Raw genomic sequence first — 25,836 nt, 5'->3', positions numbered from 1 at the left:
CTCTGAACAGGGAGTGCAAGAGCCGGGTTCCTGCCTGCGCAGGAACCTGTGGGAATGGAGGTTCTTTCATTCCGCCGGAACACAGCCTAGTCAGGGACGGTCGGCGCCGAACCGCGGAACCGGCAGGGGGTTTTGGTTGAAACGGACGGCGATCATCGCGGCCTTTCTTGCCGGCGCGGCAGCGCTCGCCGGATCGCGCCTGACAGCCGCCGAGGGGCAGGCCATCATCCTGACCGGCACTGGCGGCACCAGCCTCAGCGAGGAACAGGCCGCCCTGAAGGCCGCGCGCCGCCAGTCGGAAGAAGCGCGGTCGCGCTCCGAACGGCTGGAACAGCAGGCCGCCGCCGCCCGCAACGAAGCCGACCAGGCCCGCCGCCGCGCCGCCGCCATGGCCGCCCGCATCCAGCAGGCGGAGGCGGACATACAGGCCGCGCAGGCCCGCATCGCCATCGTCGCCCGGCTCCAGCGGGCACAGGCCGTTCGCCTGGCCGCGAGGCAGGAGCCGGTCGTCCGCCTGACCGCCGCCTTGCAGATGATGGCGCAGCGGCCGCTGGCGCTGGCGCTGGTCCAGCCGGGATCGATCGACGACGCCATCCATATGCGCGCCGTGCTGGGGCAGGTGCTGCCGGTCATCCGGGAGCGGACCGCCGGCCTGCGCGCGGAACTGGAGCGCAGCCGCGCCCTGCGCGCGACGGCCGAGCAGGCGGCGGATTCGCTTGCGCAAAGCCAGCGGGACCTGAAGCAGCGGCAGGCGGCCCTGCAAAGGCTGGAAACGCAAAAGCGGCTGGCAGCGCAGGATTACAGGGCCAATGCCGATCTGGAAAGCGACCGCGCGCTTGCCCTTGGCGAGCGGGCGCGCGACATCGTCGACCTGATGGACAGGCTGGAGGAGGCGGGCGACCTGCGCGACCGGCTGGCTGCCCTGCCCGGTCCCCTGCTGCGCCCCGCCCGGCCCGATCAGGCGCGCGCGTCCGCACCGGCCCGTCCGCGCAGCCCTGGCGCGCCGCCGCCCTATCGCCTGCCGGTCGTCGGCCAGCTGGTGACGGGCATGGGCGAAGTGTCGGAAGGCGGCGTCCGCTCACGCGGCCTGACCATCGCCACGCGCCCCGATGCTCTGGCCGTGGCGCCGACGGCCGGCCGCGTCGTCTTTGCCGGCCCCTATCGCGGCTATGGGCAGATCGTCATCATCGACCATGGCGGCGGCTGGACGACGCTGATCACCGGCCTGCTGCGCCTCAACGCCGCCGTGGGGGATGTGGTGCGGCAAGGCGATCCGCTCGGCAATGCCGGGCCCGGGCGGCCCAGCATCACCGTCGAACTGCGACGGAACGGCCGCCCTGTCGACATCGTGCCGCTGGTTGGCGCTGGCTGATCCGTCGCGCAAGTCGGGAGGTGATCCCTTGTCCCGGAATGGCGGCGCCTGAGCGCGCTGCGTTAAATCGGACCCAGGCCGCGCGTTCCCACGGGACAAGCGGCTCGTGGGAATGGGGTGCAAGGATGCCAGCGGCGTGCGATACTTAATCGCGGCGCAGCGGATCGAGCGCGCTCGACTTGCGGGCTCGGGTCGCTGCCGGAAACTGGGCTGACGGGGATAGGGCGGATGCGCGCGGCGGCAGGGATGGGCCGCCCGCCATCTCCTCCAGCGCGGCGATGCGCTTTTCCGTTGCCGGGTGGGTGGAGAAAAGCTCGCTGACATGCACCGGCACGATATAGAGTTGGGCCGCGGCGGGATTGCGTTCGGCCACCGGATTGGGAATCGCCTCCGCACGGCCGGAAATCTTGGCGAGGGCGGAGGCGAGCGCGCGGGGATTGCCGCTGATCTCCGCGCCGGCGCGGTCGGCGCCATATTCGCGCGTGCGGCTGATCGCCATCTGCACGATCATCGCGGCGAAAGGCGCGACGATCACCGCCAGCAGCGTCGCGGCGACATTGCCATGGCTGTTGTCATGATTGCCGCCGCGGAAGAACAGGCCGAAATTGGCGAGCATGGAGATCGCGCCCGCAATGGTCGCCACCATCGTCATGATCAGCGTGTCGCGGTTGCGCACATGGCCCAGTTCATGCGCCATGACGCCCGCCACTTCGTCCCGGCTGAGCATCGACAGCAGGCCGGTGGTGGCGGCGACGGCCGCATGCTTCGGGTCGCGGCCTGTCGCGAAGGCATTGGGGTGCGGCTCATCGATCAGATAGACGCGCGGCATGGGGAGATCGGCGCGCCGGGCGAGGTCCGCGACGAGGCTGTAGAATTCGGGCGCGCTCCGCGCATCCACCTCCCGCGCATGATGCATCGACAGCACGATCCTGTCGGCGTTCCAGAAGGTGAACAGGTTCATGCCCGCCGCCACCAGCAGCGCGATCGCCGCGCCGCCGCCGCCGCCCAGCGTGTAGCCCAATGCCATGAACAGCGCCGTCAGCGCCGACAGCAGCATCACCGTCTTCATCCCACTCACTTGCGAAAGTCTCCTTTACGGCCCAGATAGCGGCCTTACTCTGAATATGGGGCGCCCCTGAATATGGGGTGGCGATGACGCCCCCGCAATCGAAAGGATGGACCGATGGGAACCTTCAACGGCAAGCGCCCCGCGCATGTGAAGCCACCCGCGCACCTTTCCAAGAGCCCGCCGGTGCCGCAGCCCGACCCGATCGACAGTCCCTCCCGCCATGACGAGTTATTGAGCCCCGTTCGCTACGGCGACTGGGAACGCAAGGGAATCGCTATCGATTTCTGATCCGACCGCCAAAGACGGTTAACGGTTCATCGCTGTTTGGGCACAGTTGGCGATGGCCTGTGCCGCGGATGCGGGCGGCACCGAACGCCCCCCTAGCCTTTTGCGCTGCAAAACGGGCAGGCTTTTATCCGAGCGGAAAGCATAACATACCGGGGCGCGGATGAAGTGAACGTGGTTGCCGAAGTCAATGTGAGGTCAGTGTCGGATTACGCGCCAGAGGATGCGGCGCTTCTGTGTGCAGTGGGTCGTCTGGTCTGTGCCTGGACGATGCTGGAACAGAGCCTGGAGGCGAAGATCGCGATGATGCGGGAAGCCATGGGGGATGTGCGGACCGTGGGTGCCCGGACCCGTCCGGGCATGACGAAGCTGATGACCGAACTGCGGACCATGGTGTCGATGCGGGACAGGCGCAATGCCGGCGCATTGACGGAAATAGCGGATATCGAGCGCGACATGCAGAGGATCGACCGGTTCCGGTCGCTCATCATCGGCGGCTTTCAGCAGCCCGCGCCCGGCGGCTTCACATGCCGCGATGCGCGGAACAATCAGACGCATGTCTCGCTTGAGCAACTCGAAGCGGAAATTGCTTCCCTCGAAAGGGTGGCGCAGCGCCTGCTGGCTGTCTGAACGGGTTAAGTAATCTTCCACGCTTGATCTTTATGCGGCGGAGGGCGAAGCCTTCATTCCGCGCGCGAGCCAAGAAACAGGAGCCTCATGTCCTACAAACCGATTCGCAAAGCCGTTTTCCCTGTCGCAGGTCTTGGCACGCGCTTTCTTCCGGCGACCAAGTCGGTGCCCAAGGAATTGCTGCCGGTGGTCGACCGTCCGCTGATCCAATATGCGGTGGACGAAGCGCGGGAAGCGGGGATCGAGCAGATGATCTTCGTGACCGGCCGCGGCAAGGGCGCGATCGAGGATTATTTCGACATGGCCTTCGAGGCCGAGGCGACGCAGCGCGAGCGGGGCAAGGACCTGTCCGCGCTGGACGGCACGCGGCTGTCGCCGGGCAATGCGGTGTTCCTGCGCCAGCAGGAGCCGCTGGGCCTGGGCCACGCCATCTGGTGTGCGCGGGACATTGTCGGCGATGAGCCTTTCGCGATCCTGCTGCCCGACGAATTCATGAAGGGCGCGCCCGGCCGGGGATGCCTGAAGCAGATGGTCGATGCCTATGACAGGGTCGGCGGCAATCTGGTCTGCGCGCTGGAAGTGCCGATGGCCGACACGCCGAGCTATGGCGTGATCGATCCGGGCCAGCGCGACGGCGCGCTGACCGAGGTGAAGGGACTGGTGGAAAAGCCCGCGCCGGGCACGGCGCCGTCCAACCTGATCCTGCCGGGCCGCTATATCCTCCAGCCCGAAGTGATGAAGATCCTGGAGACGCAGGAGAAGGGCGCCGGCGGCGAGATTCAGCTTACCGATGCCATGGCGTCGATGATCGGCACCCAGCCCTTCCATGGCGTGACCTTCGATGGACGCCGCTTCGACTGCGGATCGAAGGCAGGATATATCGAGGCGAACCTCGCCCTTGCGCTGGACCGCGAGGATATGGGCGAGCATATCCGCAAGTTCGCATTGGCCGAACTGGGCGTCAGCGGGATCGCCGCCGCGGCCTGACAGGGCGATGGAGAGGAAAGGCGTGGCCGGCCGCCACGCCTTTCCCGTTTCTGCGGCGCGCGGCAACAGCGCCGGGCGGTCTTGCCTCTGCCGCCGATTCATCCTATGGGCCCCTGCGTCATCTGGGGAGTAGCCAGCCGTTCCCGAGGGAGCGGGCCGTTCGTCAACATATTTGGCCGAGAGGCCATGGCGGGCGGGATGCGGGAGACCTTCAGCGTCCTTCCGCATCGGGCGAGACCAATGGCATCATCTTCTCCGTCCAGCCGGGCGGGAGGGGATGGTGGCATTGCGTCTTCACCTTCGCCCGGCCCGGACAGACCCTGATGGAAGCATTTCTCACCTCCACCGCCCTCGTCGCGCTCGCGGAAATGGGGGACAAGACGCAATTGCTGGCGATGCTGCTCGCCACCCGCTTTCGCAAGCCGGCGCCCATCATAGCGGGCATATTCGCCGCCACCCTGGCCAATCATTTCCTCGCCGCGCTGGTGGGCCATTCGGTCGCCGGCGTGCTGACGGAGCCATGGTTCCGCTATGCCGTCGCCGCCAGCTTCGTCGCGATGGCCGCGTGGACGCTGATCCCCGACAGGATCGACGAGGATGAGCCGTTGCGCGCGCCGTCGAAGGCGGGCGTCTTCCTGACCACGCTGGTCGCCTTCTTCCTGGTGGAGATGGGGGACAAGACGCAGGTGGCGACGGTGATGCTGGGCGCGCGGTTCGACAATGTGCTGGCGGTCACTGCGGGCACGACGCTGGGCATGATGATCGCCAACGTGCCCGCCGTGCTGTTCGGCGAGGTGCTGGCGAAGAAGGTGCCGATGCGCGCGCTCCAGATCGGGGCGGCCCTGCTGTTCCTGGGCCTGGGCCTGTGGATGATTGCTGATTTGCGGGGCTGGATCGGGTAAAGCAGTTGTCAGCGGGCCGCGGCTGTTGCAAGGGGATGGCGGAAAGCCATTCCTTATCGGATGACAGGGGATGCGCAGAGTCATTCCCTTTGAACAGACAGGCATGGGACGCGTGATGAAGGACAGTCTGGTTACGGTGTTCGGCGGCGGCGGCTTTGTGGGGCGGCAGGTCGCCCAGGCGCTGATGGCGCGCGGCGCCCGGGTGCGCGTGGCGCAGCGCGATCTGTCGACCGCCGTGCGCGTCAAGCCGCTGGGCGCCCTTGGCCAGACGCAGTTCGTCGCGGCGGACATCCGCAAGCCCGAAAGCGTCGCCCGCGCCATTGCCGGCAGCGACATCGTCATCAATCTGGTGGGGGTGCTCTCCGGCGATTTCCAGGGTTCGCACCATGACGGCGCGGCGAACGTCGCCAGGGCGGCGGCGGAGGCGGGCGTCCAGGCGCTCGTCCACATCTCCGCCATCGGCGCGGATGCGCAGAGCCCCTCCGCCTATGGCCGGTCGAAGGCCGAAGGCGAGGCGGCGGTCAAGGCCGCCTTCCCCAATGCGACCATCCTGCGCCCCTCGATCATTTTCGGACCGGAGGACCGGTTCCTCAATCGCTTTGCGGAGATCGTCCGCATCGCCCCGGTGGTGCCGGTGATCGCCGCCGACACCCGGTTCCAGCCGGTCTATGTCGCGGACGTGGCGCAGGCCGTCGCCAACGCCGCCGAAAATCCCGGCGAGCATGGCGGCAAGACCTATGAACTGGGCGGGCCGCAGACCTATACGATGCGGGAACTCAACGCCTGGATCGCCAGGACCATCGGCCGCGATCGCAGCCTGTGCGCCGTTCCCGCTTCGGTCGCCTCGCTGATCGCCATGCTGCCGGGCGGACCGATCACGCGGGACCAGTTGTCCATGCTGGCCAAGGACAATGTCGTCGCGCCCGGCGCGGACGGGCTGGCCGAACTGGGCGTCGCGCCCACGCCGATGCCGGCTGTCGCGGAGAAATGGCTGGTCCGCTACCGCAAGCATGGCCGTTTCGCGGGCCGGGTTCAGGCCTGATCCGCCGGAATCCGATCAGCCGGACCGACATCGGACCGCGACGGGCCGTCTTGCGCGGGCCATTCGCTTCTGCACAATGGCCGCAACGCACCCAATGCCCTCTCCCGCCCCGGGGGAGGGTTTCCCTTTGTTCGCCCCATAAGGACTGCATCCCTCCATGGACCTGCATTATCTGACAGTCATCCTGCTTGGCATCGTCGAGGGGTTGACCGAGTTCCTGCCCGTATCCTCGACCGGCCACCTGATCCTGGCGAGCGAATTGCTGGGCTATGACGCGTCCACCTGGGCGATGTTCAACGTCATCATCCAGTTGGGCGCGATCCTGGCGGTGGTGGTGCTGTACTGGCGCACATTCTGGGCGGTGGGCATGGGCCTGCTGCGCAGGGAGCCGACGAGCTGGCGTTTCCTGCGCAATCTGCTGGTCGCCTTCATTCCGGCGGCGGTGATCGGCCTTGCCCTGCATAATCATATCGAGGAACTGCTGGGCGCGCCGCGGGTCGTCGCCTGGGCGCTGATCGTCGGCGGCGTGGCGATCCTGGCGATCGAGCGGATGGTGAAGGAAAACCGGTTCCACGGCATAGCCGACATTCCCTTCGTGCGGGTGGTGGGCATCGGCTTCATCCAGTGCCTGGCCATGATCCCGGGCGTCAGCCGGTCGGGCGCGACGATCATGGGCGCGCTGACGCTGGGGGTGGAGCGGCGCACGGCGGCGGAGTTCAGCTTCTTCCTCGCCATCCCGACCATGCTGGGCGCGTCCGCGCTGGAACTGCTGAAGAATGGCGACAAGATCACCTCCGGCGCGGTGGGATGGGACAGCATCGCGCTGGGATTCGTGGTGTCCTTCATCGTCGCCGTGCTGGTCATCAAATGGTTTGTGGGGCTGGTGTCGCGCCATGGGTTCGCGCCGTTCGCCTGGTACCGAATCGTCGCGGGAATAGCCGCCCTGCTGTGGCTTTCCCTGCGATAAGCCCGAAACGGACCTATTTAACGCAAGATTATTTCAGGAGCGGAGAAGTTCCGGAGGCATTTCCCGGAAAATAGGTCAATCATGCTGACATAATTCGCAGAATCCGCGTGACTCTGCGGGTTTTTCTGCTATGCGCTCCCTGCAAATTCATTTCAGGGACTCATCATGGCAGATAATCCAATGCTGAAATTCGTGGGAACGGGCCAAGCCTATCCCGAGAAGCGTTCGGCCGACGATCGCGCCGACGATTTTCTGGAAATCAGCCGCAGCTTCATATTGGATCGGGCGGAGGAACAGGCGTCGCGCTGCTCGCAATGCGGCGTGCCTTATTGCTCGACCCATTGCCCGCTGCACAACCATATCCCCGACTGGCTGCGCCTGACCGCCGAAGGGCGGCTGCGCGAAGCCTATGAACTCAGCAACCTGACCAGCACCATGCCGGAAATCTGCGGCCGCATCTGCCCGCAGGACCGGCTGTGCGAGGGCAATTGCGTCATCGAATTTTCGGGTCACGGCTCCGTCACCATCGGTTCGGTCGAAAAGTTCATCACCGACACCGCCTGGAAGGAAGGCTGGGTCGAACCGCTGGTCCCCGGCGCGCCCACCGGCCAGTCGGTCGGCGTGATCGGCGCGGGTCCGGCGGGTCTGACGACCGCCGAATATCTGCGGGTCGCAGGCTATGAGGTGCATGTCTATGACCGGCACGACCGGGCGGGCGGGCTGCTGACCTATGGCATTCCCGGCTTCAAGCTGGAGAAGGATGTGGTCATGCGCCGCATCCAACGGCTGAAGGACGGCGGCATTGTCTTCCACGAAAGCTTCGAGGTCGGCCGCGACGCGACCATGGAGGAGCTGCGCGGCCGCCATGACGCCATCCTGATCGCGACCGGCGTGTACAAGCCGCGCGACATCAAGGCGCCGGGCGTCGGCGCGCCGGGCGTGGTCAAGGCGCTCGACTTCCTGATCGCCTCCAACAAGGCCGGTTTCGGCGACGCCGTGCCGGAACATGAGGACGGTTCGCTGCACGCCAATGGCAAGAAGGTCGTCGTCATCGGCGGCGGCGATACGGCCATGGACTGCGTCCGCACCGCCGTGCGTCAGGGCGCGACTTCGGTGAAGTGCCTCTATCGCCGCGACCGCGACAATATGCCCGGATCGCAGCGCGAGGTCGCCAATGCCGAGGAAGAGGGCGTTGAATTCGTCTGGCTTTCCGCGCCCATCGCCTTTGAAGGCACGGAGCATGTGACCGGTGTCAAGGTCACGAAGATGCGCCTTGGCCAGCCCGACGCATCGGGCCGCCGTGCGCCGGAACCCGATCCCGGCACGGAGCACACGCTGGACGCGGACCTCGTCATCAAGGCGCTGGGTTACGATCCGGAGGAATTGCCCAGGCTGTTCGGCGCGGAGGACCTGTCCGTCACCCGCTGGGGCACGCTGCGCGTCGATCACAAGACGATGATGACCAGCATGGACGGCGTGTTCGCGGCGGGCGACATCGTGCGCGGCGCTTCGCTGGTGGTCTGGGCGATCCGCGACGGCCGCGACGTGACCGAACATATGCACCGCTATCTCAAGGCCAAGGCGAAAGCGGCGGCCGGGGAAAGGCAGGCGGCCTGATGCGCGCCGCCCTCCTCCTCCTCCTGCTGGCGACGCCGATCGCGGCTGAGGCGCAGACCCCGGTTCAGGCGGCAGCCGTCCAGTCTGTCGATCCGGCACTGCTGACCAAGGCTCAGCCGATTGCCGCCGTCATCCTGCCCAACGGCACCATGGAAAAGATGATGGGGCCGATGATGCAGAAGATGATGGGACCGATGATCGACGGCATGACCAGGATGCCGATCCGCGAGTTCCTGAAGGTCGGCGGCCTCGACCCGGAGCGGGCGGAACATCTGGGTGAAGGCACGATCGAGGAAATGATGGCGATCATCGATCCCAATTTCCGCAAGCGGATGGACGTGATCGTCAACAGCATGATGCCGGCCATGGGTCGTTTCATGGGACGTTATGAACCGGACATGCGGGAAGGCATGGCGGAAGCGTTCGCCCATCGCTACAGCGCGGCCGAGCTTGATCAGATCGGTGCGTTCCTGAAAACGCCCGTCGGCGCCAAGTTCGGCGCGGGCTTCATGGAGCTGGCCGCCGACCCGCATTATATCGGGCGGATGCAGAAGATCATGCCTGAAATGATGCAGGCCATGCCGGAGATCATGAAATCCTCCACGGCGGAACTCGCCAAGCTGCCCAAGCCGCGAACCTATAATGATCTGACGAAGGCTGAACGCGAGCGTCTCACCGCATTGCTCGGCGCGGACGCCAAGAAGGCCCACTGACAAAAGCGCCGGCGATGCCGGAAACCAACGGAATGACAGCGGCCTTACCCAAAGACAGGGACGGCCACAGGCAAGGGTAAGTCATCATGACCGACACCAATTTCATGGCCAGCCCCGAAGAACGCGCACGGATCGCGGCCGAGGGCATGTATCACCCGGAAATGGAAGGCGATGCCTGCGGCGTCGGACTGGTCGCCGCGACGGACGGCCGCCCGAGCCGTCGCGTGGTCGCCAGCGCCATCGACGCGCTGAAGGCCGTCTGGCATCGCGGCGCGGTCGACGCCGACGGCAAGACCGGCGACGGCGCGGGCATCCATGTCGACCTGCCGGTGCGTTTCTTCGATGACGCCATTGCCGACTCCGGCCACAAGCCGCTGCCCAACCGCCTTGCCGTCGGCATGATCTTCCTGCCGCGCACGGATTTGAGCGCGCAGGAAACCTGCCGCACCATCGTCGAGGCGGAGATCATCGACGCGGGCTACACCATCTATGGCTGGCGCCAGGTGCCCGTCGACGTCTCCGTCATCGGGGAGAAGGCGCAGCGCACCCGTCCGGAAATCGAGCAGATCATGATCGCCGGTCCCATGCCGGAAGAACGCGATCAGGCCGAGTTCGAAAAGGACCTCTACCTCATCCGCCGCCGGATCGAGAAGAAGGTGATCGCCGCGCAGATTCAGGATTTCTACATCTGCTCGCTGTCGTGCCGCTCGATCATCTACAAGGGGCTGTTCCTCGCGGAATCGCTGTCGGTCTTCTATCCGGACCTTCAGGACGAGCGGTTCGAGAGCCGGGTCGCGATCTTCCACCAGCGCTATTCGACCAACACCTTCCCGCAATGGTGGCTGGCCCAGCCGTTCCGCACGCTCGCGCATAATGGTGAGATCAACACCATCCGCGGCAACAAGAACTGGATGAAGAGCCACGAGATCAAGATGGCTTCGCTCGCCTTCGGTGAGCAGTCGGAGGACATCAAGCCGGTGATACCGGCGGGCGCGTCCGATACCGCCGCGCTCGACGCCGTGTTCGAAGCCATCTGCCGTTCGGGCCGCGACGCGCCGACCGCGAAGCTGATGCTGGTGCCCGAAGCCTATCAGTCGGCCAGCGCCGAACTGCCCCAGGCGCATGCGGACATGTATGAATATCTCGCCTCCGTGATGGAGCCGTGGGACGGCCCCGCCGCGCTGGCGATGACCGACGGCCGCTGGGTCGTGGCGGGCGTCGACCGCAATGCGCTGCGCCCGCTGCGCTACACGCTGACCGGCGACAATCTGCTGATCGTGGGATCGGAAACCGGCATGGTCGTTGTTCCCGAAACCACCATCGTGCGGAAGGGCCGCATGGGTCCGGGCCAGATGATCGCCGTCGACCTGCAGGAAGGCACGATCTACGACGATCATGAGATCAAGGACCAGATTGCGGGCGAGCGCCCCTATTCTGAACTGATCAAGGACTTCATGACGGTCAATGATCTGGGCGATGTGCCCAGTGCCCTGCCTTCATGGGACAAGGCCGAACTGACGCGCCGTCAGGTCGCCGCCAACCTGACGCTTGAGGACATGGAGCTGATCCTCGCGCCGATGGTCGAGGATGCGAAGGAAGCCGTCGGATCGATGGGCGACGACACGCCGCTCGCCGTCATTTCCGACAAGCCGCGCACGGTCAGCCATTTCTTCCGCCAGAATTTCAGCCAGGTCACCAACCCGCCGATCGATCCGCTGCGGGAACGCTATGTCATGAGCCTGAAGACGCGCTTTTCCAACCTCCACAACATATTGGAGCAGGACGCGCAGAACAGCCATGTGCTGGTGCTGGATTCGCCGGTGCTGACCTCTTCCGAATGGGCGAAGCTGAAGGGGCATTTCGGCCCTGCGGTGGCCGAGATCGACTGCACCTTCCCGGCCGAGGGCGGGCAGGAGCAGTTGCGCGCCGCCATCGCCCGCATCCGGGAGGAAGCGGAACAGGCCGTGCGCGAAGGCCGCACCGAAATCTTCCTGACCGACGAGCATGTCAGCGCCGATCGCGTCGCCATAGCGGGCGTGCTGGCGGCGGCGGCTGTCCACACCCATCTCGTCCGCAAGGGCCTGCGCAGCTACGCCTCGATCAACGTGCGCTGCGCCGAAGCGCTCGACACCCATTATTTCGCGGTGCTGATCGGCGTCGGCGCGACCACGGTGAACGCCTATCTGGCCGAAGCCAGCATCGCCGACCGCCATGCGCGGGGGCTGTTCGGCGATCTGACGCTGGACGCCTGCTTCGAACGCTATCGCATCGCCATCAACGAAGGCCTGCTGAAGATCATGTCCAAAATGGGCATCGCGGTCATCAGCAGCTATCGCGGCGGCTATAATTTCGAAGCGGTGGGCCTCAGCCGCGCGCTGGTCAACGACCTGTTCCCCGGAATGCCCGCGAAGATTTCGGGCGAGGGCTATCAGTCGCTCCACTACAGCGCGAAGCTGCGCCACGACACCGCCTATGACAGCGCCATCGTGCGCCTGCCGGTCGGCGGCTTCTACCGCCAGCGCAATGGCGGCGAGACGCACGCCTATTCGGCGCAGCTCATGCACCTGTTGCAGACCTCGGTCGCGACCGACAGCTATTCGACCTATCTGCAATTCTCGCGCGGCGTGCGCGACCTGCCGCCGGTCTATCTGCGCGACCTGCTGGAGTTCAACTTCGCCCGCGAGGCGGTGCCGATCGATGAGGTCGAGGCGACCACGGAAATCCGCAAGCGCTTCGTGACGCCCGGCATGTCGCTCGGCGCGCTCTCTCCGGAGGCGCATGAGACGCTGGCCATCGCCATGAACCGCATCGGCGCCAAGGCCGTGTCGGGCGAAGGGGGCGAGGATGCGAACCGCTTCAAGCCCTATGAGAATGGCGACAACGCCAATTCGGTGATCAAGCAGATCGCGTCGGGCCGCTTCGGCGTCCATGCGGAGTATCTGGGGTCGGCCGAGGAAATCGAGATCAAGGTCGCGCAGGGCGCCAAGCCCGGCGAGGGCGGCCAGCTCCCCGGCTTCAAGGTGACGGAGTTCATCGCCAAGCTGCGCCATGCGACGCCCGGCGTGACGCTGATCTCGCCGCCGCCGCACCATGACATCTACTCGATCGAGGATCTGGCGCAGCTCATCTACGACTGCAAGATGATCAATCCCCGCGCCCGCGTCTGCGTGAAGCTGGTCAGCCAGGCGGGCATCGGCACCGTGGCGGCGGGCGTGGCAAAAGCCCACGCAGACGTCATCCTGGTCGCGGGCCATGTCGGCGGCACCGGCGCTTCGCCGCAGACCTCCGTCAAATATGCGGGCACGCCGTGGGAAATGGGCCTCAGCGAAGCCAATCAGGTGCTGACCCTCAACGGCCTGCGCCATCGCGTGAAGCTGCGCACCGACGGCGGGCTCAAGACCGGCCGCGACATCGTGATCGCGGCGATATTGGGCGCGGAAGAGTTCGGCATCGGCACGCTGTCGCTGGTCGCCATGGGCTGCATCATGGTGCGCCAGTGCCACAGCAACACCTGCCCCGTCGGCGTCTGCGTGCAGGACGAGCGCCTGCGCGAGAAGTTCACCGGGACGCCAGAGAAGGTCATCAACCTCATGACCTTCATCGCGGAGGAAGTGCGCGAGATTCTGGCGCGTCTGGGCTATCGCAGCCTGGACGAGGTGATCGGCCGCACCGAACTGCTGAAGCAGGTCAATCGCGGCGCCGAGCATCTGGACGATCTGGACCTCAACCCGATCCTCGCCAAGGTGGATGCGCCCGACGACCAGCGCCGTTTCAGCCTGACGGAATGGCGCAACCCGGTGCCCGACAGCCTTGACGCGCAGATGATGAAGGATGCCCGCGCGGTGTTCGAACGCGGCGAGAAGATGCAGCTCACCTATACGGTGCGCAACACGCATCGCGCCGTGGGCACCCGCCTGTCGGCCGCCGTCACGGAGAAGTTCGGCATGTCGACGCTGGCGGACGGCCATCTGACCGTGCGGCTGCGCGGTTCGGCCGGCCAGTCGCTGGGCGCCTTCCTGTGCAAGGGCATCAAGCTGGAGGTCTTCGGCGACGCCAACGACTATGTCGGCAAGGGTCTGTCGGGCGGCATCATCACGGTGCGCACCACGGTGTCCTCGCCTCTGTCGAGCAAGGACAACACCATCATCGGCAACACCGTGCTCTACGGCGCGACCAGCGGGAAGCTGTTCGCGGCGGGACAGGCCGGGGAACGCTTCGCCGTCCGCAATTCGGGCGCGCAGGTGGTGGTCGAGGGCTGCGGCGCGAACGGCTGCGAATATATGACCGGCGGCACCGCGGTCATCCTGGGCAGGACCGGCGCCAATTTCGGCGCGGGCATGACGGGCGGCATGGCCTTCATCCTGGACGAGGACGGCAGCTTCCCGACGCGCGCCAATCCGGAAAGCATCGTCTGGCAGCGGCTGGAAAGCGCCCATTGGGAGGCGGAGCTGAAGGCGCTGATCGCCCAGCATGCGGTGGCGACCGACAGCAAATGGTCGAACACGATCCTGGACGATTGGGACCGCTGGCGCCGCTACTTCTGGCAGGTCTGCCCGAAGGAAATGGTGGGCCGCCTCGCCCATCCGCTGAGCGATGCGCCGACGCAGGTCGTTGCCGCCGAATAAGCGGCCGGTTCAGTAAGACAGGGCAGCGTCCGCCGGGGCTTCCTCGGCGGACGTTCTGCTTTCGGGCGCCTGCGCGATCCGGACCGGCTGGAAACTGCCTTCGCTCTCGCCATTGGCGAATCTTTCGATGGAGACCGGCAACGTTCCGTCCCAGCCAGCCATGTCGGCCGCCATCTGCCTGTCCGCAAGCGTCGGACCGCAGCCGTCGCAGCGAACGATGGCGGGGCCGGTCAGATCGGCAGACCCCATGTCGTAACCGGTCCCGTCGGGGCTGACCGCCTGCGGCAAGGAGGTTTCGGTTCCAGGCCTGGGCTGTGTCGTGGCGTATAGGCCCAGACCGAAGCCGCCGGTCAGCGCCACCCCGGCACATGCACATGAAAACAACCAGAAACGCGCGGACATGGGGCAACCCTTCCTCTATCCTTCACCCGCCCCCTGACTTTCTCCTACCAAAACAACGCAAATGAAGATCGGTTGTTGCATGAGGAAAAAGCCTTTGCTAAGGGCCGCCTCCTACCAAGGCACCGGCCCCGCCGGTTCCCGGAAAATGTGCGGTCGTGGCGGAATTGGTAGACGCGCAACGTTGAGGTCGTTGTGGCCGAAAGGCCGTGGAAGTTCGAGTCTTCTCGACCGCACCATTTTCCTTGAGATCCAATAGTCCCATCATCGCCAAGTTCGGGGACGCAGCGATGCGGACGCGGGCGGCATATGGTTGGCTGGTTGGAAAATCTGGCCGGGCGCGCTCGCCAACCGAGGATGCTTCCCGCCATCGTCATTGAAAGCGCCACCGCCAGTCCCAATCTTGCGGCCTTTCACAGCCCTAAAAGGCGCATGGAACCATTTTCCCCTTGCCCCGGCGGCGATCCCATGCACAAAGCTTGCCAATTGCCGCGCGGGTCATGGATTCAACCCGCAAGAAGCATGCGGCAGCAAGGATGACGTGATGGACGACGTGATGATGCAGGACCGCTCAGCCCCGGCATCGCCCCTTCCCCCGCAGGAAGTGGGAGAAGGCCTGTCCGTCATCTCCATCGCCAAAAGCTATGACAAGCGCGTCGTGCTGGCCGATGTGTCGCTGACCGTCGGCAAGGGCGAGGTGGTCGGCCTGCTCGGCCCCAATGGCGCGGGCAAGACGACCTGCTTCTATTCGGTGATGGGGCTGGTGCGGCCGGACCATGGCCGCATCGTGCTGGACGGGCAGGACATCACCGGCCTGCCCATGTACCGCCGGTCGATATTGGGGCTGGGCTATCTGCCGCAGGAAACATCGATCTTCCGGGGCCTGACCGTGGCGCAGAATATCGGCGCGGTGCTGGAACTGGCGGAACCGGACAGGGCGGCGCGGCAGGCGCGGCTGGAACAGTTGCTGGAGGAATTTGGCCTGACCCGGCTGCGCGATTCCTCCGCCATGGCGCTGTCGGGCGGCGAGCGGCGGCGGTGCGAGATCGCCCGCGCCTTGGCGGCCAATCCTTCGATCGTGCTGCTGGACGAGCCGTTCGCGGGCATCGATCCGCTGTCCATCGCGGATATTCGCGACCTGGTGAAGCAGTTGAAGACGCGCGGCATCGGCGTCCTCATCACCGACCATAATGTCCGCGAGACGCTGGAGATCGTGGACCGCGCCTGCATCATTTATGACGGCAAGGTGCTGTTCGCGGGCAGCCCGACGGAGCTGGTCGCCAATGCCGATGTGCGTCGGCTCTATCTGGGCGAGAATTTCTCGCTCTGACATGGGCGGCGGGCGGGTCCTTCCTGACGGCGGCGAGGGGGAAGGCTGATGGCGCTCGCGCCCCGTCTCGACCTGCGGCAGAGCCAGTCGCTGGTGATGACGCCGCAGCTTCAGCAGGCGATCAAGCTGCTGGCGCTGTCCAATCTGGAGATCGAGGCGTTCGTCGCGGGTGAACTGGAAAAGAACCCGTTATTGGAATCCGGCGGAGCGGATGATTTCGCGCCGCCCGCCGACGGCGTGGACCGGGCGGCGGAACAGCATGACCTGCGCGCCGAGACCGGCGATGCCGACCAGTTGATCGGCCAGGGTCTGGGCGGCGCGGATTCGCCGCTGGACGTCGACTATGGCGCGGAGACCTTCATCGACGATGGGCCGGGCGACCGGATGGCGACGGCGGCCATCGGTTCCGGCGGCATGGACCTGCTGTCCGGCGGCAGCGGCGAGGCGCCGGATTTCGACAGCTTCGCCAATCCGGAGCAGGGCCTTCAGGAACATCTGATGGATCAGGCCCGCAGTGCGCTGTCGGGCATGGACCTGATGATCGCCGCGCAACTGATCGGGCAGATCGACGAGGCCGGCTATCTGGAGGCCAATCTGCTGGAGACCGCCCATGGCATGGGGGTGCCGCTCTTTCAGGTCGAACAGGTGCTGGCGGTGATCCAGGGTTTCGATCCGACCGGGGTTGGCGCGCGGTCGCTGTCGGAATGCCTGGCGTTGCAGGCGAAAGAGGTCGATCGCTACGATCCCTGCATGGCGAAGCTGCTCGCCAATCTGGACCTGCTCGCCAAGGGAGCGCTGCCGCAGCTACGCCGGATCTGCGGCGTGGACGAGGAGGATATGGCGGACATGATCCGCGAGCTGCGCGGCTATGACCCCAAGCCCGGCCTGCGCTTTTCCACCGAGAGCGCGGCGCCGGTGACGCCCGACCTGTTCGTGCGGCCGACGCGGGAGGGCTGGGCGATCGAGGTCAACAGCGCCACCCTGCCCCGCGTGCTGATCAACCGGACCTATTATGTCGAGCTGGCGTCCGGTCCGCAGGACAAGACGTCCAAGGCCTGGCTGGCCGATTGCCTCGCCAGCGCCAACTGGCTGGTCAAGGCGCTCGACCAGCGGCAGAAAACCATCATCAAGGTCGCGAGCGAGATCGTCCGCCAGCAGGAGGATTTCTTCCGCAAGGGCGTGGAGCATCTGAAGCCGCTGACGCTGAAGGCCGTGGCGGATGCGATCCAGATGCATGAATCGACCGTCAGCCGGGTGACGTCGAACAAATATCTGTCCTGCCCGCGCGGGCTTTACGAACTCAAATATTTCTTCACCAGCGGCGTTTCTGCGGCCGGGGGCGACGGCGCGGTGTCGGCTGAGGCAGTCAAGAGCCACATCAAGGCGCTGATCGCGGCGGAGACGCCCGACGCCATCTTGTCCGACGACACGCTGGTCGACCTGCTGCGCGCCAAGGGCATGGACATCGCCCGCCGCACCGTCGCCAAATATCGCGAGGCGATGGGGATCGGGTCATCGGTGCAGCGGCGGCGGCAGAAGGCGTTGCGCGGGCAGGCGGCTTAGCGCGGGTTTAGGGGAGAGGGTACAAATCCGCTCATAAGCTTGACCCGGCCAACACAAGCGGCAACATCAGCCATCTATTCCCTCAAGGATTTCATCGTCATCCCATGTCCATCGCCTATCTGAACGGCCGCTTCCTGCCGCTGGAGCAAGCCCAGGTCTCCGTGCTGGATCGCGGTTTCCTGTTCGCGGACGGCATTTATGAGGTCGCGGCGGTGATCGACGGCAAGCTGGTCGACAGCGCGTCCCATCTCGCCCGGCTGGAGCGGTCCACCCAAGCGATCGGCATCGCCCTGCCCCTCTCCCTGACGGAGATCGAGGCGGCACAGAAGGAACTGGTGGCGCGCAATGCGCTGGCCGAAGGGCTGGTCTATCTCCAGATCACGCGCGGCGCCGATGCGACCCGCGATTTCCTGCCCTCGCCCGGCATCCAGCCCACGCTGGTCATGTTCGTCCAGGCCAAGCCTTTCCTCGACGTGCCCGCCGTGCGCAACGGGATCGCGGTCGCGACCATGCCCGACCTGCGCTGGGCGCGGCGCGACATCAAGAGCGTCGGCCTGCTCGCCCAGGCCATGGCCAAGCGCGCCGCCGCCGAAGCAGGCGCGCAGGAGGCCTGGATGGTCGAGGACGGCTTCGTCACCGAAGGGGCTTCGTCCACCGCCTTCATCGTGACGGAAGAGGGCATCGTCACCCGGCCCTATAGTCAGGCGGTGCTGGCGGGCTGCACCGGCGCGGCGCTGACCGCACTGGCGGAGGAAAGCGGCATCGCCATCGTCCGCCGCCCCTTCACCGTTGCCGAGGCATTGGCGGCGAAGGAAGCCTTCATCACCAGCGCGTCGACGCTCTGCCAGTCGGTGGTGCGGATCGACGGCCGGGCCATCGGGGACGGCAAGCCCGGCCCGCTCGCGATGCGGCTGCGCACGCTCTATATCGACTTTGCGCGGCGCACCGCTGTCTGAGCAAAAGGCGGTTTGAGCAAAAGAACGCGCAAAACTTGATCCATTTCGGATGAACTAAGGGAATGCCGCCATTTCGGCGGGGATCGAGGCTCCATTTTGGCGGTCCGTTACGGTGAGGCTGGAAAAGAGCCGTTTACAGGGCGCTCCCTGAACGCGATGGGCGGCATTATCTCCATAATGGAGAATGGTTTGGCTGCGTAACGACGGCGTTGCGATAAGCTGGAACAAACAGGATGGAGATTTTCGGCGTGGGTTTGGATCATGATGAGATCGGTTTCGGCGCATCCCTGGACCAACCCTTCGGCGCGCGGGACGAGCGGCCGGGCCTGCTGATCCTGGCCGACGACATCTATCTGGACGACGCCGCGATGCTGAGCCAGGCGGCGGGCCTTCGGCTGCTGGGCACGGTGCCGCTGGACCAGGCGTCGACCCGGCTGGACGTGCAGATCGGCTGCGACATCATCCTGTGCTTCTGCCCGACGCCCGATCCGATGATCGAGCGGCTGCTGGTGCAGATCGAGACCTTGGCCCTGCAGAACGACATGCCGGTCATATTGGTGGCCGATCTGGGAACCGTCGATCTTGCCTATGCCTGCCTGCGCAGCGAGCGGACGCAATTGCTTTGCCGGCCGGGGCATACGGATCTGGCCGCCGCCCTTCTGGCGGCCGCCCGCCAGAGGCCGTCCGGATCGCTGCACGAGGCGAACCGGGATAATGAAGGCCTGCGGTTGCAACAGTTGAGCGACGAGGTGAGCCGCCTCGCCCGCACGCTGGAGGCGCTGACGCTGCGCCCGCGCCATGCGACGCCGTCCTTCGAACTGGGGCCCCGCATATCGGACGAGCCGAGCGACTATATCGGCATGCCGGCGCTGGAACCGATCGGCAGCGCCGACAAGTCCGCCGATGCCGCGGCCCTGGAAGCGGCGCAGGTGCGCGACCTGTTGCGGGCGCGCCGATTGCGCGACGATTTCCTGCCCGCCGATCTGTTCGCTGACCCGGCCTGGGACATGCTGCTGGACCTGCTGGCGGCGCGGCTGGAGCATGAGCGCGTGTCCGTGTCCAGCCTGTGCATCGCATCGGCCGTGCCGCCCACCACCGCGCTGCGCTGGATCAGGACGCTGACCGAGATGGGCTTTGTCGACAGGCAGGCCGATCCGCATGACGGGCGCCGCGTTTTCATCGCGCTGGCCGACCACACGGCGGAGGCGCTGACCCGCTGGTTCACCGCCAGCCGCCGTTTCCTGTGCGCGTGACGTACCGGTGCGCATCGCCGCTTGACCGACGCCCGGATTGCCGTAGATAGGCGCGCACCGGACGCTTGGCATCAGGACAGGCATCGGGCGATTAGCTCAGTTGGTAGAGCGTCTCGTTTACACCGAGAATGTCGGCGGTTCGAGCCCGTCATCGCCCACCATGCCCCCTTCTTCGAGAAAGCTGTTCCCGCGGCCGGGGGAATGGCGTAAGGTTCCGGCAACGGAACGCTTTTGTGAGGCACTTGCATCATGTCTCTCACGCTTCTTCTCGCTGGAACGGTGGCCCCCTTCCTGCTGATGTTTTCGCCGGTTTCGCTGGCGGCCGCCCGCGATTGCCTGGATTGGGAAGCGCCGGCCAAGGCGGTGGACCTGGGCGTGGAGAAGCCCTGCCCGAAAAAGAAGCCACCATTGCTGCTGATGTAAGCCCCGTCTCCACGGATATTGCGGCGCAGCGCCAGCGCTGCTAATCGGTGCGGCCATGATCCAGCCGCCTGAAATCATCCGAGTCACCAAGTCCCGCGTCTCCTGCGACGGTTCGGGCGACATTCCCGCCGCGCTCGGCCATCCGCGCGTCTTCCTTGAGATCGATGAGCATGGCTATATCGACTGCGGCTATTGCGACCGCCGCTTCGTGCTGGCCGGCAGCGTTGCGGATACGCCGGAAATCGCCGGGCTGCCGGATATTCCTTCGGGCGCCAGCCTTTAAGTAGGGCAATCCCATTCAAATCGTCATTCCCGCGAAGGCGGGAATCCATCTCCTGCACGTTCCGCCTGACGCGAGTGGGGGAGATGGATCCCCGCCTTCGCGGGATGACGGAAATGCCTTTTTAATTGGGCTTAGAGCCAATCGACATTCAGAAGATGACGAGCCGAAAATGGTGGTTTTCCGTGACCCGGAGCGCAGCCTACTCAAAGTAGGTGAGCACCGGAAGCACGCGGGCGAGCGAGAGCTTCGGCTTCGACGACGGGCGGCTGAAGACCGCCGATTATTCGACCGATGCGGGCTTCGGCCTGCGCGGCGTGTCGGGCGAGATGACCGGTTTCGCCCATGCCAACGACATCAGCGAAGCCGCGATCCGCCGGGCAGCCGAGACGCTGACGCTGCTCGATCCGGCCAAGGGGCAGCCCGCGCCGCCGCCGCAGCACACCAACCGCCATCTCTATACCGACGTCAATCCGCTGGAGATCGTGCCCTTTGCCGAGAAGGTGACGCTCTGCGCCGCCATCGACGCCGCCGCCCGCGCCCGCGATCCGCGCGTCGCGCAGGTGTCGGTGAGCCTGGCGGGAAGCTGGTCGGTGGTCGAGATCGTGCGCGCCGACGGCTTTACCGCGACCGACATCCGCCCGCTGGTGCGGCTCAACGTCTCCGTCATCCTGGAGGAGAATGGCCGCCGGGAGACGGGCGTGTTCGGCATTGGCGGACGCTATCTCTACGATGAGGTGATGGAACCCGCCATCTGGAACCGCGCCATTGACGAGGCGCTGGCGCAGGCGCGGGTCAACCTGCGTTCCGTGGCCGCGCCTGCGGGCGAGATGACCGTGCTGCTGGGACCGGGCTGGCCGGGCGTGCTGGTGCATGAAGCCATTGGGCACGGCCTGGAGGGCGACTTCAACCGCAAGGGCACCAGCGCCTTTTCCGGCCGCGTGGGCCAGCGGGTCGCCGCGCCGGGAGTCACGGTGGTCGACGACGGATCGATCATGAGCCGGCGCGGCTCGCTCTCCATCGATGACGAGGGCACGCCGACGAAGGAAAATGTGCTGATCGAGGACGGCATCCTCAAGGGCTATATGCAGGATCGGCTGAACGCCCGGCTGATGGGTGTGGAGCCGACCGGCAACGGCCGCCGCGAAAGCTATGCGCACGCCCCGATGCCGCGCATGACCAACACCTTCATCAAGGGCGGACAGGACGATCCGGAAGAGCTGCTGAGCCGGATGAAGTCGGGCATTTTCGCGAAGAGCTTCGGCGGCGGGCAGGTCGACATCGTGTCGGGCAAGTTCGTCTTCTCCTGCACCGAGGCGTACAAGGTCGAGAATGGCAGGCTGGGCGAGCCGATCAAGGGCGCGACGCTGATCGGTGACGGGCCGACGGCGCTGACCAAGGTGATCGGCATCGGCCATGACTGGGCGCTGGACGAAGGCATCGGCATGTGCGGCAAGGCCGGGCAGAGCGTGCCGGCGGGCGTGGGCCAGCCCACCCTGCTGATGGAGGGCCTTACCGTTGGCGGCACGGCGACCTGAGGCACCAACGCCACGGGCGGAGGAACCAGCGTGAGAGTGCGTCTTTATCTCTTTCATGAACATGCTGACCGACAGCCATGATGCGGTGACCGCCGATTGGGCGGCTGCCCTGCTGGATTTCTGGTTCAACCGGATCGGGGAACAGGGGTGGTGGAGCCATGATCCGGCGCTGGACCGGGCCTGTCAGGCGCGCTTCCGCGCATTATGGGAGGAAAAGCGCCATTTGCCCGCCGAAGAGTTTCTGGAACGGGCCGATGACGCGCTGGCGGCGGTGTTGCTGTTCGACCAGTTGCCGCGCAACATGTTCAGGGGATCGGCGGCGGCGTTTTCGACCGATCCTCTTGCCAGGGAAGTGGCGCGCGGTGCGGTTGCCCATGGCTATGACATCCAGATCGGCGGGGCGGGGCGTCTGTTCTTCTACATGCCCTTCCAGCACAGCGAAGCGCTGGACGACCAGAAACTGTCGCTGAGCCTGTTCGAGGGAGCGGGCGACGAGAAGTCGCTGGCCTTTGCGCGGGAGCATTATGAGATGATTGAACGCTTCGGTCGCTTTCCGCATCGTAATGCGACGCTGGGTCGCGCGAACAGACCGGGCGAGGAAGAAGCGGCGAAGGAAGGTGGGAGTTGGTGAAGGCTTGGTAAGGCTTTGCCCCATTCGTCCGTCATGCTGAATGTGTTTCAGCATGATGACTGGGATGACTTCGTTACGATTGGGCGTATGGCTCATCCCAATTGGGGGAGGGCCTGATCATCGGCAACGGCCTGCCTAATTTTTAAGCATCGTCCTGACGCTGCCCATTTTTTCAGCGCCCTGTTTTGACGCACCGCATCAAAAGCCCGCATTAACCCGCCTTTTACGAATTGGCACGCCTCTTGCTGAGTAGTTTGTCGCACACCAGTAACAGGGGGCGACATGAAACTTGTCATGGCTATCATCAAGCCGTTCAAGCTTGACGATGTCCGCGAGGCACTTTCCTCGCTCGGCATCGCCGGCATGACGGTGAGCGAAGTGAAGGGCTTCGGCCGCCAGAAGGGGCAGACCGAAATCTATCGCGGCGCCGAATATTCGACCAACATGGTTCCGAAGATCAAGATCGAGGTGGTCTGCGACGACGACCTCGCGCCGCGCGTCGTGGAAGCCACCCAGGCCGCCGCCAATTCCGGCGCCATCGGCGATGGCAAGATCTTCGTTCTCGATGTCGAGCAGGCAGTGCGCATCCGCACCGGCGAAACCGGCGAAACCGCTCTGTAAGGGGGGAATTAATGACCTTTTCCAAGAAGCTTAGCGGCGTCGCGGGGGCCATGGGCCTGTCGCTGTTCGCCGCGATGCCCGCCTGGGCACAGGCCGCCGCGCCCGCGGCCACCGTCGACAAGGGCGATACGGCCTGGATGATGACCTCCACGGTCCTGGTGCTGGCGATGATCCTGCCCGGCCTGGCGCTGTTCTATGGCGGCCTGGTCCGCACCAAGAACATGCTGTCGGTCATGACGCAGATCGGCGCCGTGGCCTGCCTCGCCATGCTGATCTGGGTGATCTACGGCTATTCCATGGCGTTCGGCCCGGATTACACCAGCGGCCTCAGCAACTTCATCTCGACCTTCGACAAAGCCTTCCTGAAGGGCATCACGCCCGCATCGCAGGCGGCGACCTTCACCGCGGGCGTCGAAATCCCCGAATATGTGTTCGTCAGCTTCCAGATGACCTTTGCCGCGATCACCGTGGCGCTGGTGCTGGGTTCGGTGGTCGAGCGCATCAAATTCTCGGCCGTGATGGTGTTCGCCATCGTGTGGCTGACCATCGTCTACTTCCCGATTGCGCACATGGTCTGGGCAGCGAGCGGCCTGTTCTTCAAGGCTGGCGCGCTGGACTTCGCGGGCGGCACCGTGGTCCACATCAACGCCGGCGTCTCGGCGCTGGTCGCCTGCCTCATTCTGGGCAAGCGCGTGGGCTTCCCCAAGGAACCGATGCCGCCGCACAGCCTGACGCTGACCGGTGTCGGCACCGGCCTGCTGTGGGTCGGCTGGTTCGGCTTCAACGCCGGTTCGGCGCTGGAAGCCAATGGCTCGGCCGCTCTCGCGATGATCAACACCTTCGTCGCCACCGCCTCGGCCGGTCTGTTCTGGATGCTTGCCGAGCGCGTCAACGGCCACAAGGGTTCGGCCCTGGGCTTCTGTTCGGGCATCATCGCCGGTCTGGTCGCCGTCACCCCGGCCGCCGGCAATTCCGGCCCCTTCGGTGCGATCGTCCTGGGCGCCGTCGCTTCGATCGTCTGCTTCTATGCCGTCACCGTCCTCAAGCCGAAGCTCGGCTATGACGACTCGCTGGACGCCTTCGGCATCCACGGCATCGGCGGCATGATCGGCGCCATCGGCACCGCCATCGTCTACTCGCCCTCGCTGGGCGGTCCGGGCGCTGCGGACTATGACATGGGCGCCAAGCTGATCGTCCAGATCGAAGCGGTCCTGACCACCATCGTCTGGGCGTCGATCGGCACCGCCATCGCCATCTTCATCGCCAAGGCGGTCACCGGCCTGCGCGTCAGCAAGGAGGTCGAACTGGAAGGCCTCGACCTCGGCGAACATGGCGAGCGCGCCTACAACCCGTAAGTTTGGCAGGGCGGGCCGGTAAGGACGGCCCGCCCGCCCCACCTTGTTCCTCCTGCGAACATGCCTTGGGACCGATGCGCAAGTATCGGTCCCTTTTTTTGTCAGGTCCGGGGGCGGGTCCAGAGCATGTCCGGCCGCGATGTTCCGGTGGGCCAGCGGCGGGCGCGGCCCGGCACCTGAAGGCCCGCGCGAAGGACCCAGCGGAGCTTGTCGCCTTTCGGCGTGGTGACGCGATGGTCCCAGGCATGGTCGCCCCGGCGCGCCACTTCTCGGGCGATGTCGCCATAGATGCCGGCGGCGGCGAGGACCGCCCAGGCGGAACGCGGCGGCAGGGCGCCGGTGCCGTGGCGGGCGCTTTCCTCATAGGCGGCGGCCATGTTGGCCATGCGACGGGCAAGGATGGCGAGGCGCGGGCGGACCCACGGCTTCATATGCTCGCCCGGCGGGATGTCCATTTCGACCAGCCATTCCTCCGGCAGGTAGCAGCGGTCGGCGGCCTCATCCTCGCTGATGTCGCGGGCGATATTGGCGAGCTGGAAGGCAAGGCCCAGATCGCAGGCGCGGTCGAGCGTGGCTTCGTCGCCGGGATCGACGCCCATCAGGACAGCCATCATGCAGCCGACCGTGCCCGCCACATGGTAGCAGTAGCGCAGCATGTCCGCCTCGCTGCGCGGGCGCCATTCGCGTGCGTCGAGGGCGAAGCCTTCGATCAGGTCATGAGCGTAGCGCTCCGGAATCGCGCATTCGCGCATGACGAGGCCGAAGCCGTCGAAGGCCGGGTCTCCGGTGGGTTCGCCCTGAAGCGCCGAACCGGTCAGCACGCGGATGGTGGAAAGGCGCGCCTGACCGTCCGCGACGCCGCGCATCGTGCCGCCATGGTCCTGCCCGTCCGCGATGTCGTCGCATTTGCGGCACCAGGCGTAGAGCAGCCATGCCCGTTCGCGGGTGGAACGGTCGAAGAGTCTGGAAGCGAGCGCGAAGGATTTGGAACCCCTGGCGATGCTGTCGCGAGCCTGGGCGATGAGGGAGGGGCGGTCAGGAAATTCGGAGGACATGGTCAGGACATGCCCTGCGCAGGCGCCAAAGTCACCCGACCTCCGTTCATTTCGAGCGAAGTTGAGAAACGGCTATGCGGCGTGGACAAATTCAAGAGTCGCCGGATTGGGTGATTTGGGTGGAATCAGAACATTCCCCTCCCGCAGGCGGGAGGGGAATGTTCTGATTCCACCCAAATCACCCAATCCGGCGACTCTTGAATTTGTCCACGCCGCATAGCCG

At 65.6% G+C, this 25,836-nt stretch carries 22 protein-coding genes, 2 tRNA genes, 1 pseudogene and 1 riboswitch; of the genes and pseudogenes, 22 read left to right on the top strand and 3 right to left on the bottom strand.

Annotation, left to right across the window (positions count from 1 at the left end; all coding sequences use genetic code 11):
- Positions 1-136 precede the first annotated feature (136 nt).
- Positions 137-1,372 carry a murein hydrolase activator EnvC gene (locus A0J57_RS15625; protein ID WP_061939559.1) on the top strand — a complete coding sequence of 412 codons (1,236 nt, stop codon included), beginning with the start codon at positions 137-139 and terminating at the stop codon, positions 1,370-1,372.
- Between the two features lie 145 nt (positions 1,373-1,517).
- Here the strand turns inward: A0J57_RS15625 and htpX are convergent, their stop codons facing one another.
- Entirely contained in the window at positions 1,518-2,450 is a 933-nt protein-coding gene (gene htpX / locus A0J57_RS15620) for a zinc metalloprotease HtpX (RefSeq protein WP_173664375.1), read from the bottom strand.
- 105 nt (positions 2,451-2,555) lie between these two features.
- Between htpX and A0J57_RS25050 the strand changes: the two genes are divergently transcribed.
- From A0J57_RS25050 to gltB, 9 genes are all read left to right on the top strand, one after another.
- Positions 2,556-2,729, top strand: coding sequence for a DUF1674 domain-containing protein (locus A0J57_RS25050; RefSeq protein WP_064485884.1), 174 nt, complete (start codon positions 2,556-2,558; stop codon positions 2,727-2,729).
- A gap of 198 nt (positions 2,730-2,927) precedes the next feature.
- On the top strand, positions 2,928-3,356 hold the full coding sequence (locus tag A0J57_RS15615; RefSeq protein ID WP_025549941.1) for a hypothetical protein: 429 nt from the start codon (positions 2,928-2,930) through the stop codon (positions 3,354-3,356).
- An 87-nt stretch (positions 3,357-3,443) separates the two neighbouring features.
- The gene (locus A0J57_RS15610) at positions 3,444-4,343 is read left to right on the top strand and encodes a UTP--glucose-1-phosphate uridylyltransferase (RefSeq protein WP_025549942.1); all 900 of its coding nucleotides are present in this window, start codon (positions 3,444-3,446) and stop codon (positions 4,341-4,343) included.
- Positions 4,344-4,454: 111 nt separating this feature from the next.
- Positions 4,455-4,572: riboswitch (yybP-ykoY riboswitch) on the top strand.
- Positions 4,573-4,666: 94 nt separating this feature from the next.
- Entirely contained in the window at positions 4,667-5,245 is a 579-nt protein-coding gene (locus A0J57_RS15605; RefSeq protein ID WP_025549943.1) for a TMEM165/GDT1 family protein, read from the top strand.
- Between the two features lie 103 nt (positions 5,246-5,348).
- Positions 5,349-6,287, top strand: coding sequence for a complex I NDUFA9 subunit family protein (locus tag A0J57_RS15600; protein WP_044662978.1), 939 nt, complete (start codon positions 5,349-5,351; stop codon positions 6,285-6,287).
- Positions 6,288-6,444: 157 nt separating this feature from the next.
- Complete coding sequence (locus A0J57_RS15595) at positions 6,445-7,254, top strand: undecaprenyl-diphosphate phosphatase (RefSeq protein ID WP_061939563.1); 810 nt, start codon at positions 6,445-6,447, stop codon at positions 7,252-7,254.
- Positions 7,255-7,419: 165 nt separating this feature from the next.
- Entirely contained in the window at positions 7,420-8,871 is a 1,452-nt protein-coding gene (locus tag A0J57_RS15590; RefSeq protein ID WP_061939565.1) for an NAD(P)-dependent oxidoreductase, read from the top strand.
- Entirely contained in the window at positions 8,871-9,584 is a 714-nt protein-coding gene (locus A0J57_RS15585) for a DUF2059 domain-containing protein (RefSeq protein ID WP_061939567.1), read from the top strand. The genes A0J57_RS15590 and A0J57_RS15585 overlap by 1 nt, the downstream gene beginning before the upstream one ends.
- 86 nt (positions 9,585-9,670) lie before the next feature.
- The gene (gene gltB / locus A0J57_RS15580) at positions 9,671-14,209 is read left to right on the top strand and encodes a glutamate synthase large subunit (RefSeq protein ID WP_061939569.1); all 4,539 of its coding nucleotides are present in this window, start codon (positions 9,671-9,673) and stop codon (positions 14,207-14,209) included.
- Between the two features lie 9 nt (positions 14,210-14,218).
- On the opposite strand, the gene A0J57_RS15575 is transcribed toward gltB, so the two are convergent.
- On the bottom strand, positions 14,219-14,611 hold the full coding sequence (locus tag A0J57_RS15575) for a hypothetical protein (RefSeq protein ID WP_061939572.1): 393 nt from the start codon (positions 14,609-14,611) through the stop codon (positions 14,219-14,221).
- A 149-nt stretch (positions 14,612-14,760) separates the two neighbouring features.
- Between A0J57_RS15575 and A0J57_RS15570 the strand changes: the two genes are divergently transcribed.
- From A0J57_RS15570 to A0J57_RS15520, 12 genes and pseudogenes are all read left to right on the top strand, one after another.
- Positions 14,761-14,847, top strand: a tRNA-Leu gene (locus A0J57_RS15570).
- Positions 14,848-15,152: 305 nt separating this feature from the next.
- Positions 15,153-15,938, top strand: a complete 786-nt coding sequence (gene lptB / locus A0J57_RS15565) for an LPS export ABC transporter ATP-binding protein (protein WP_025549950.1) — start codon at positions 15,153-15,155, stop codon at positions 15,936-15,938.
- Between the two features lie 48 nt (positions 15,939-15,986).
- The gene (rpoN, locus tag A0J57_RS15560; RefSeq protein WP_061939574.1) at positions 15,987-17,501 is read left to right on the top strand and encodes an RNA polymerase factor sigma-54; all 1,515 of its coding nucleotides are present in this window, start codon (positions 15,987-15,989) and stop codon (positions 17,499-17,501) included.
- Between the two features lie 104 nt (positions 17,502-17,605).
- On the top strand, positions 17,606-18,457 hold the full coding sequence (locus tag A0J57_RS15555) for a D-amino-acid transaminase (protein WP_025549951.1): 852 nt from the start codon (positions 17,606-17,608) through the stop codon (positions 18,455-18,457).
- Positions 18,458-18,705: 248 nt separating this feature from the next.
- Positions 18,706-19,710, top strand: a complete 1,005-nt coding sequence (locus A0J57_RS15550) for a winged helix DNA-binding protein (RefSeq protein WP_173664376.1) — start codon at positions 18,706-18,708, stop codon at positions 19,708-19,710.
- Between the two features lie 85 nt (positions 19,711-19,795).
- Positions 19,796-19,871 (top strand) — tRNA-Val (locus A0J57_RS15545).
- 88 nt (positions 19,872-19,959) lie between these two features.
- Entirely contained in the window at positions 19,960-20,133 is a 174-nt protein-coding gene (locus A0J57_RS26645) for a hypothetical protein (RefSeq protein WP_165363344.1), read from the top strand.
- A gap of 55 nt (positions 20,134-20,188) precedes the next feature.
- Complete coding sequence (locus tag A0J57_RS15540; protein ID WP_025549953.1) at positions 20,189-20,416, top strand: zinc-finger domain-containing protein; 228 nt, start codon at positions 20,189-20,191, stop codon at positions 20,414-20,416.
- 230 nt (positions 20,417-20,646) lie between these two features.
- Positions 20,647-21,951 (top strand): annotated as a pseudogene (gene tldD, locus A0J57_RS15535) (metalloprotease TldD); the annotation flags it as partial.
- 55 nt (positions 21,952-22,006) lie between these two features.
- On the top strand, positions 22,007-22,582 hold the full coding sequence (locus A0J57_RS15530; protein ID WP_025549955.1) for a DUF924 family protein: 576 nt from the start codon (positions 22,007-22,009) through the stop codon (positions 22,580-22,582).
- 282 nt (positions 22,583-22,864) lie between these two features.
- The gene (locus A0J57_RS15525; protein WP_013847864.1) at positions 22,865-23,203 is read left to right on the top strand and encodes a P-II family nitrogen regulator; all 339 of its coding nucleotides are present in this window, start codon (positions 22,865-22,867) and stop codon (positions 23,201-23,203) included.
- An 11-nt stretch (positions 23,204-23,214) separates the two neighbouring features.
- Positions 23,215-24,558 carry an ammonium transporter gene (locus A0J57_RS15520; RefSeq protein WP_061939579.1) on the top strand — a complete coding sequence of 448 codons (1,344 nt, stop codon included), beginning with the start codon at positions 23,215-23,217 and terminating at the stop codon, positions 24,556-24,558.
- A gap of 101 nt (positions 24,559-24,659) precedes the next feature.
- Here A0J57_RS15520 and A0J57_RS15515 read toward each other — a convergent pair whose 3' ends face one another.
- Entirely contained in the window at positions 24,660-25,613 is a 954-nt protein-coding gene (locus A0J57_RS15515) for a phytoene/squalene synthase family protein (RefSeq protein ID WP_061939581.1), read from the bottom strand.
- Positions 25,614-25,836 lie beyond the last annotated feature (223 nt).

It is taken from the genome of Sphingobium sp. 22B, from assembly GCF_001580035.1.
GTDB classification, from domain to species: domain Bacteria; phylum Pseudomonadota; class Alphaproteobacteria; order Sphingomonadales; family Sphingomonadaceae; genus Sphingobium; species Sphingobium fuliginis.
This window is presented reverse-complemented; position numbering and strand designations above follow the sequence as displayed.

Coding starts and splice junctions, on each gene's coding strand:
- A0J57_RS25050 (WP_064485884.1), top strand. CDS start 2,556: ATGGGAACCTTCAACGGCAAGCGCCCCGCGCATGTGAAGCCACCCGCG.
- A0J57_RS15610 (WP_025549942.1), top strand. CDS start 3,444: ATGTCCTACAAACCGATTCGCAAAGCCGTTTTCCCTGTCGCAGGTCTT.
- A0J57_RS15605 (WP_025549943.1), top strand. CDS start 4,667: ATGGAAGCATTTCTCACCTCCACCGCCCTCGTCGCGCTCGCGGAAATG.
- A0J57_RS15600 (WP_044662978.1), top strand. CDS start 5,349: ATGGGACGCGTGATGAAGGACAGTCTGGTTACGGTGTTCGGCGGCGGC.
- A0J57_RS15595 (WP_061939563.1), top strand. CDS start 6,445: ATGGACCTGCATTATCTGACAGTCATCCTGCTTGGCATCGTCGAGGGG.
- A0J57_RS15590 (WP_061939565.1), top strand. CDS start 7,420: ATGGCAGATAATCCAATGCTGAAATTCGTGGGAACGGGCCAAGCCTAT.
- A0J57_RS15585 (WP_061939567.1), top strand. CDS start 8,871: ATGCGCGCCGCCCTCCTCCTCCTCCTGCTGGCGACGCCGATCGCGGCT.
- gltB (WP_061939569.1), top strand. CDS start 9,671: ATGACCGACACCAATTTCATGGCCAGCCCCGAAGAACGCGCACGGATC.
- A0J57_RS15575 (WP_061939572.1), bottom strand. CDS start 14,611: ATGTCCGCGCGTTTCTGGTTGTTTTCATGTGCATGTGCCGGGGTGGCG.
- lptB (WP_025549950.1), top strand. CDS start 15,153: ATGGACGACGTGATGATGCAGGACCGCTCAGCCCCGGCATCGCCCCTT.
- rpoN (WP_061939574.1), top strand. CDS start 15,987: ATGGCGCTCGCGCCCCGTCTCGACCTGCGGCAGAGCCAGTCGCTGGTG.
- A0J57_RS15555 (WP_025549951.1), top strand. CDS start 17,606: ATGTCCATCGCCTATCTGAACGGCCGCTTCCTGCCGCTGGAGCAAGCC.
- A0J57_RS26645 (WP_165363344.1), top strand. CDS start 19,960: ATGTCTCTCACGCTTCTTCTCGCTGGAACGGTGGCCCCCTTCCTGCTG.
- A0J57_RS15540 (WP_025549953.1), top strand. CDS start 20,189: ATGATCCAGCCGCCTGAAATCATCCGAGTCACCAAGTCCCGCGTCTCC.
- A0J57_RS15530 (WP_025549955.1), top strand. CDS start 22,007: ATGAACATGCTGACCGACAGCCATGATGCGGTGACCGCCGATTGGGCG.
- A0J57_RS15525 (WP_013847864.1), top strand. CDS start 22,865: ATGAAACTTGTCATGGCTATCATCAAGCCGTTCAAGCTTGACGATGTC.
- A0J57_RS15520 (WP_061939579.1), top strand. CDS start 23,215: ATGACCTTTTCCAAGAAGCTTAGCGGCGTCGCGGGGGCCATGGGCCTG.
- A0J57_RS15515 (WP_061939581.1), bottom strand. CDS start 25,613: ATGTCCTCCGAATTTCCTGACCGCCCCTCCCTCATCGCCCAGGCTCGC.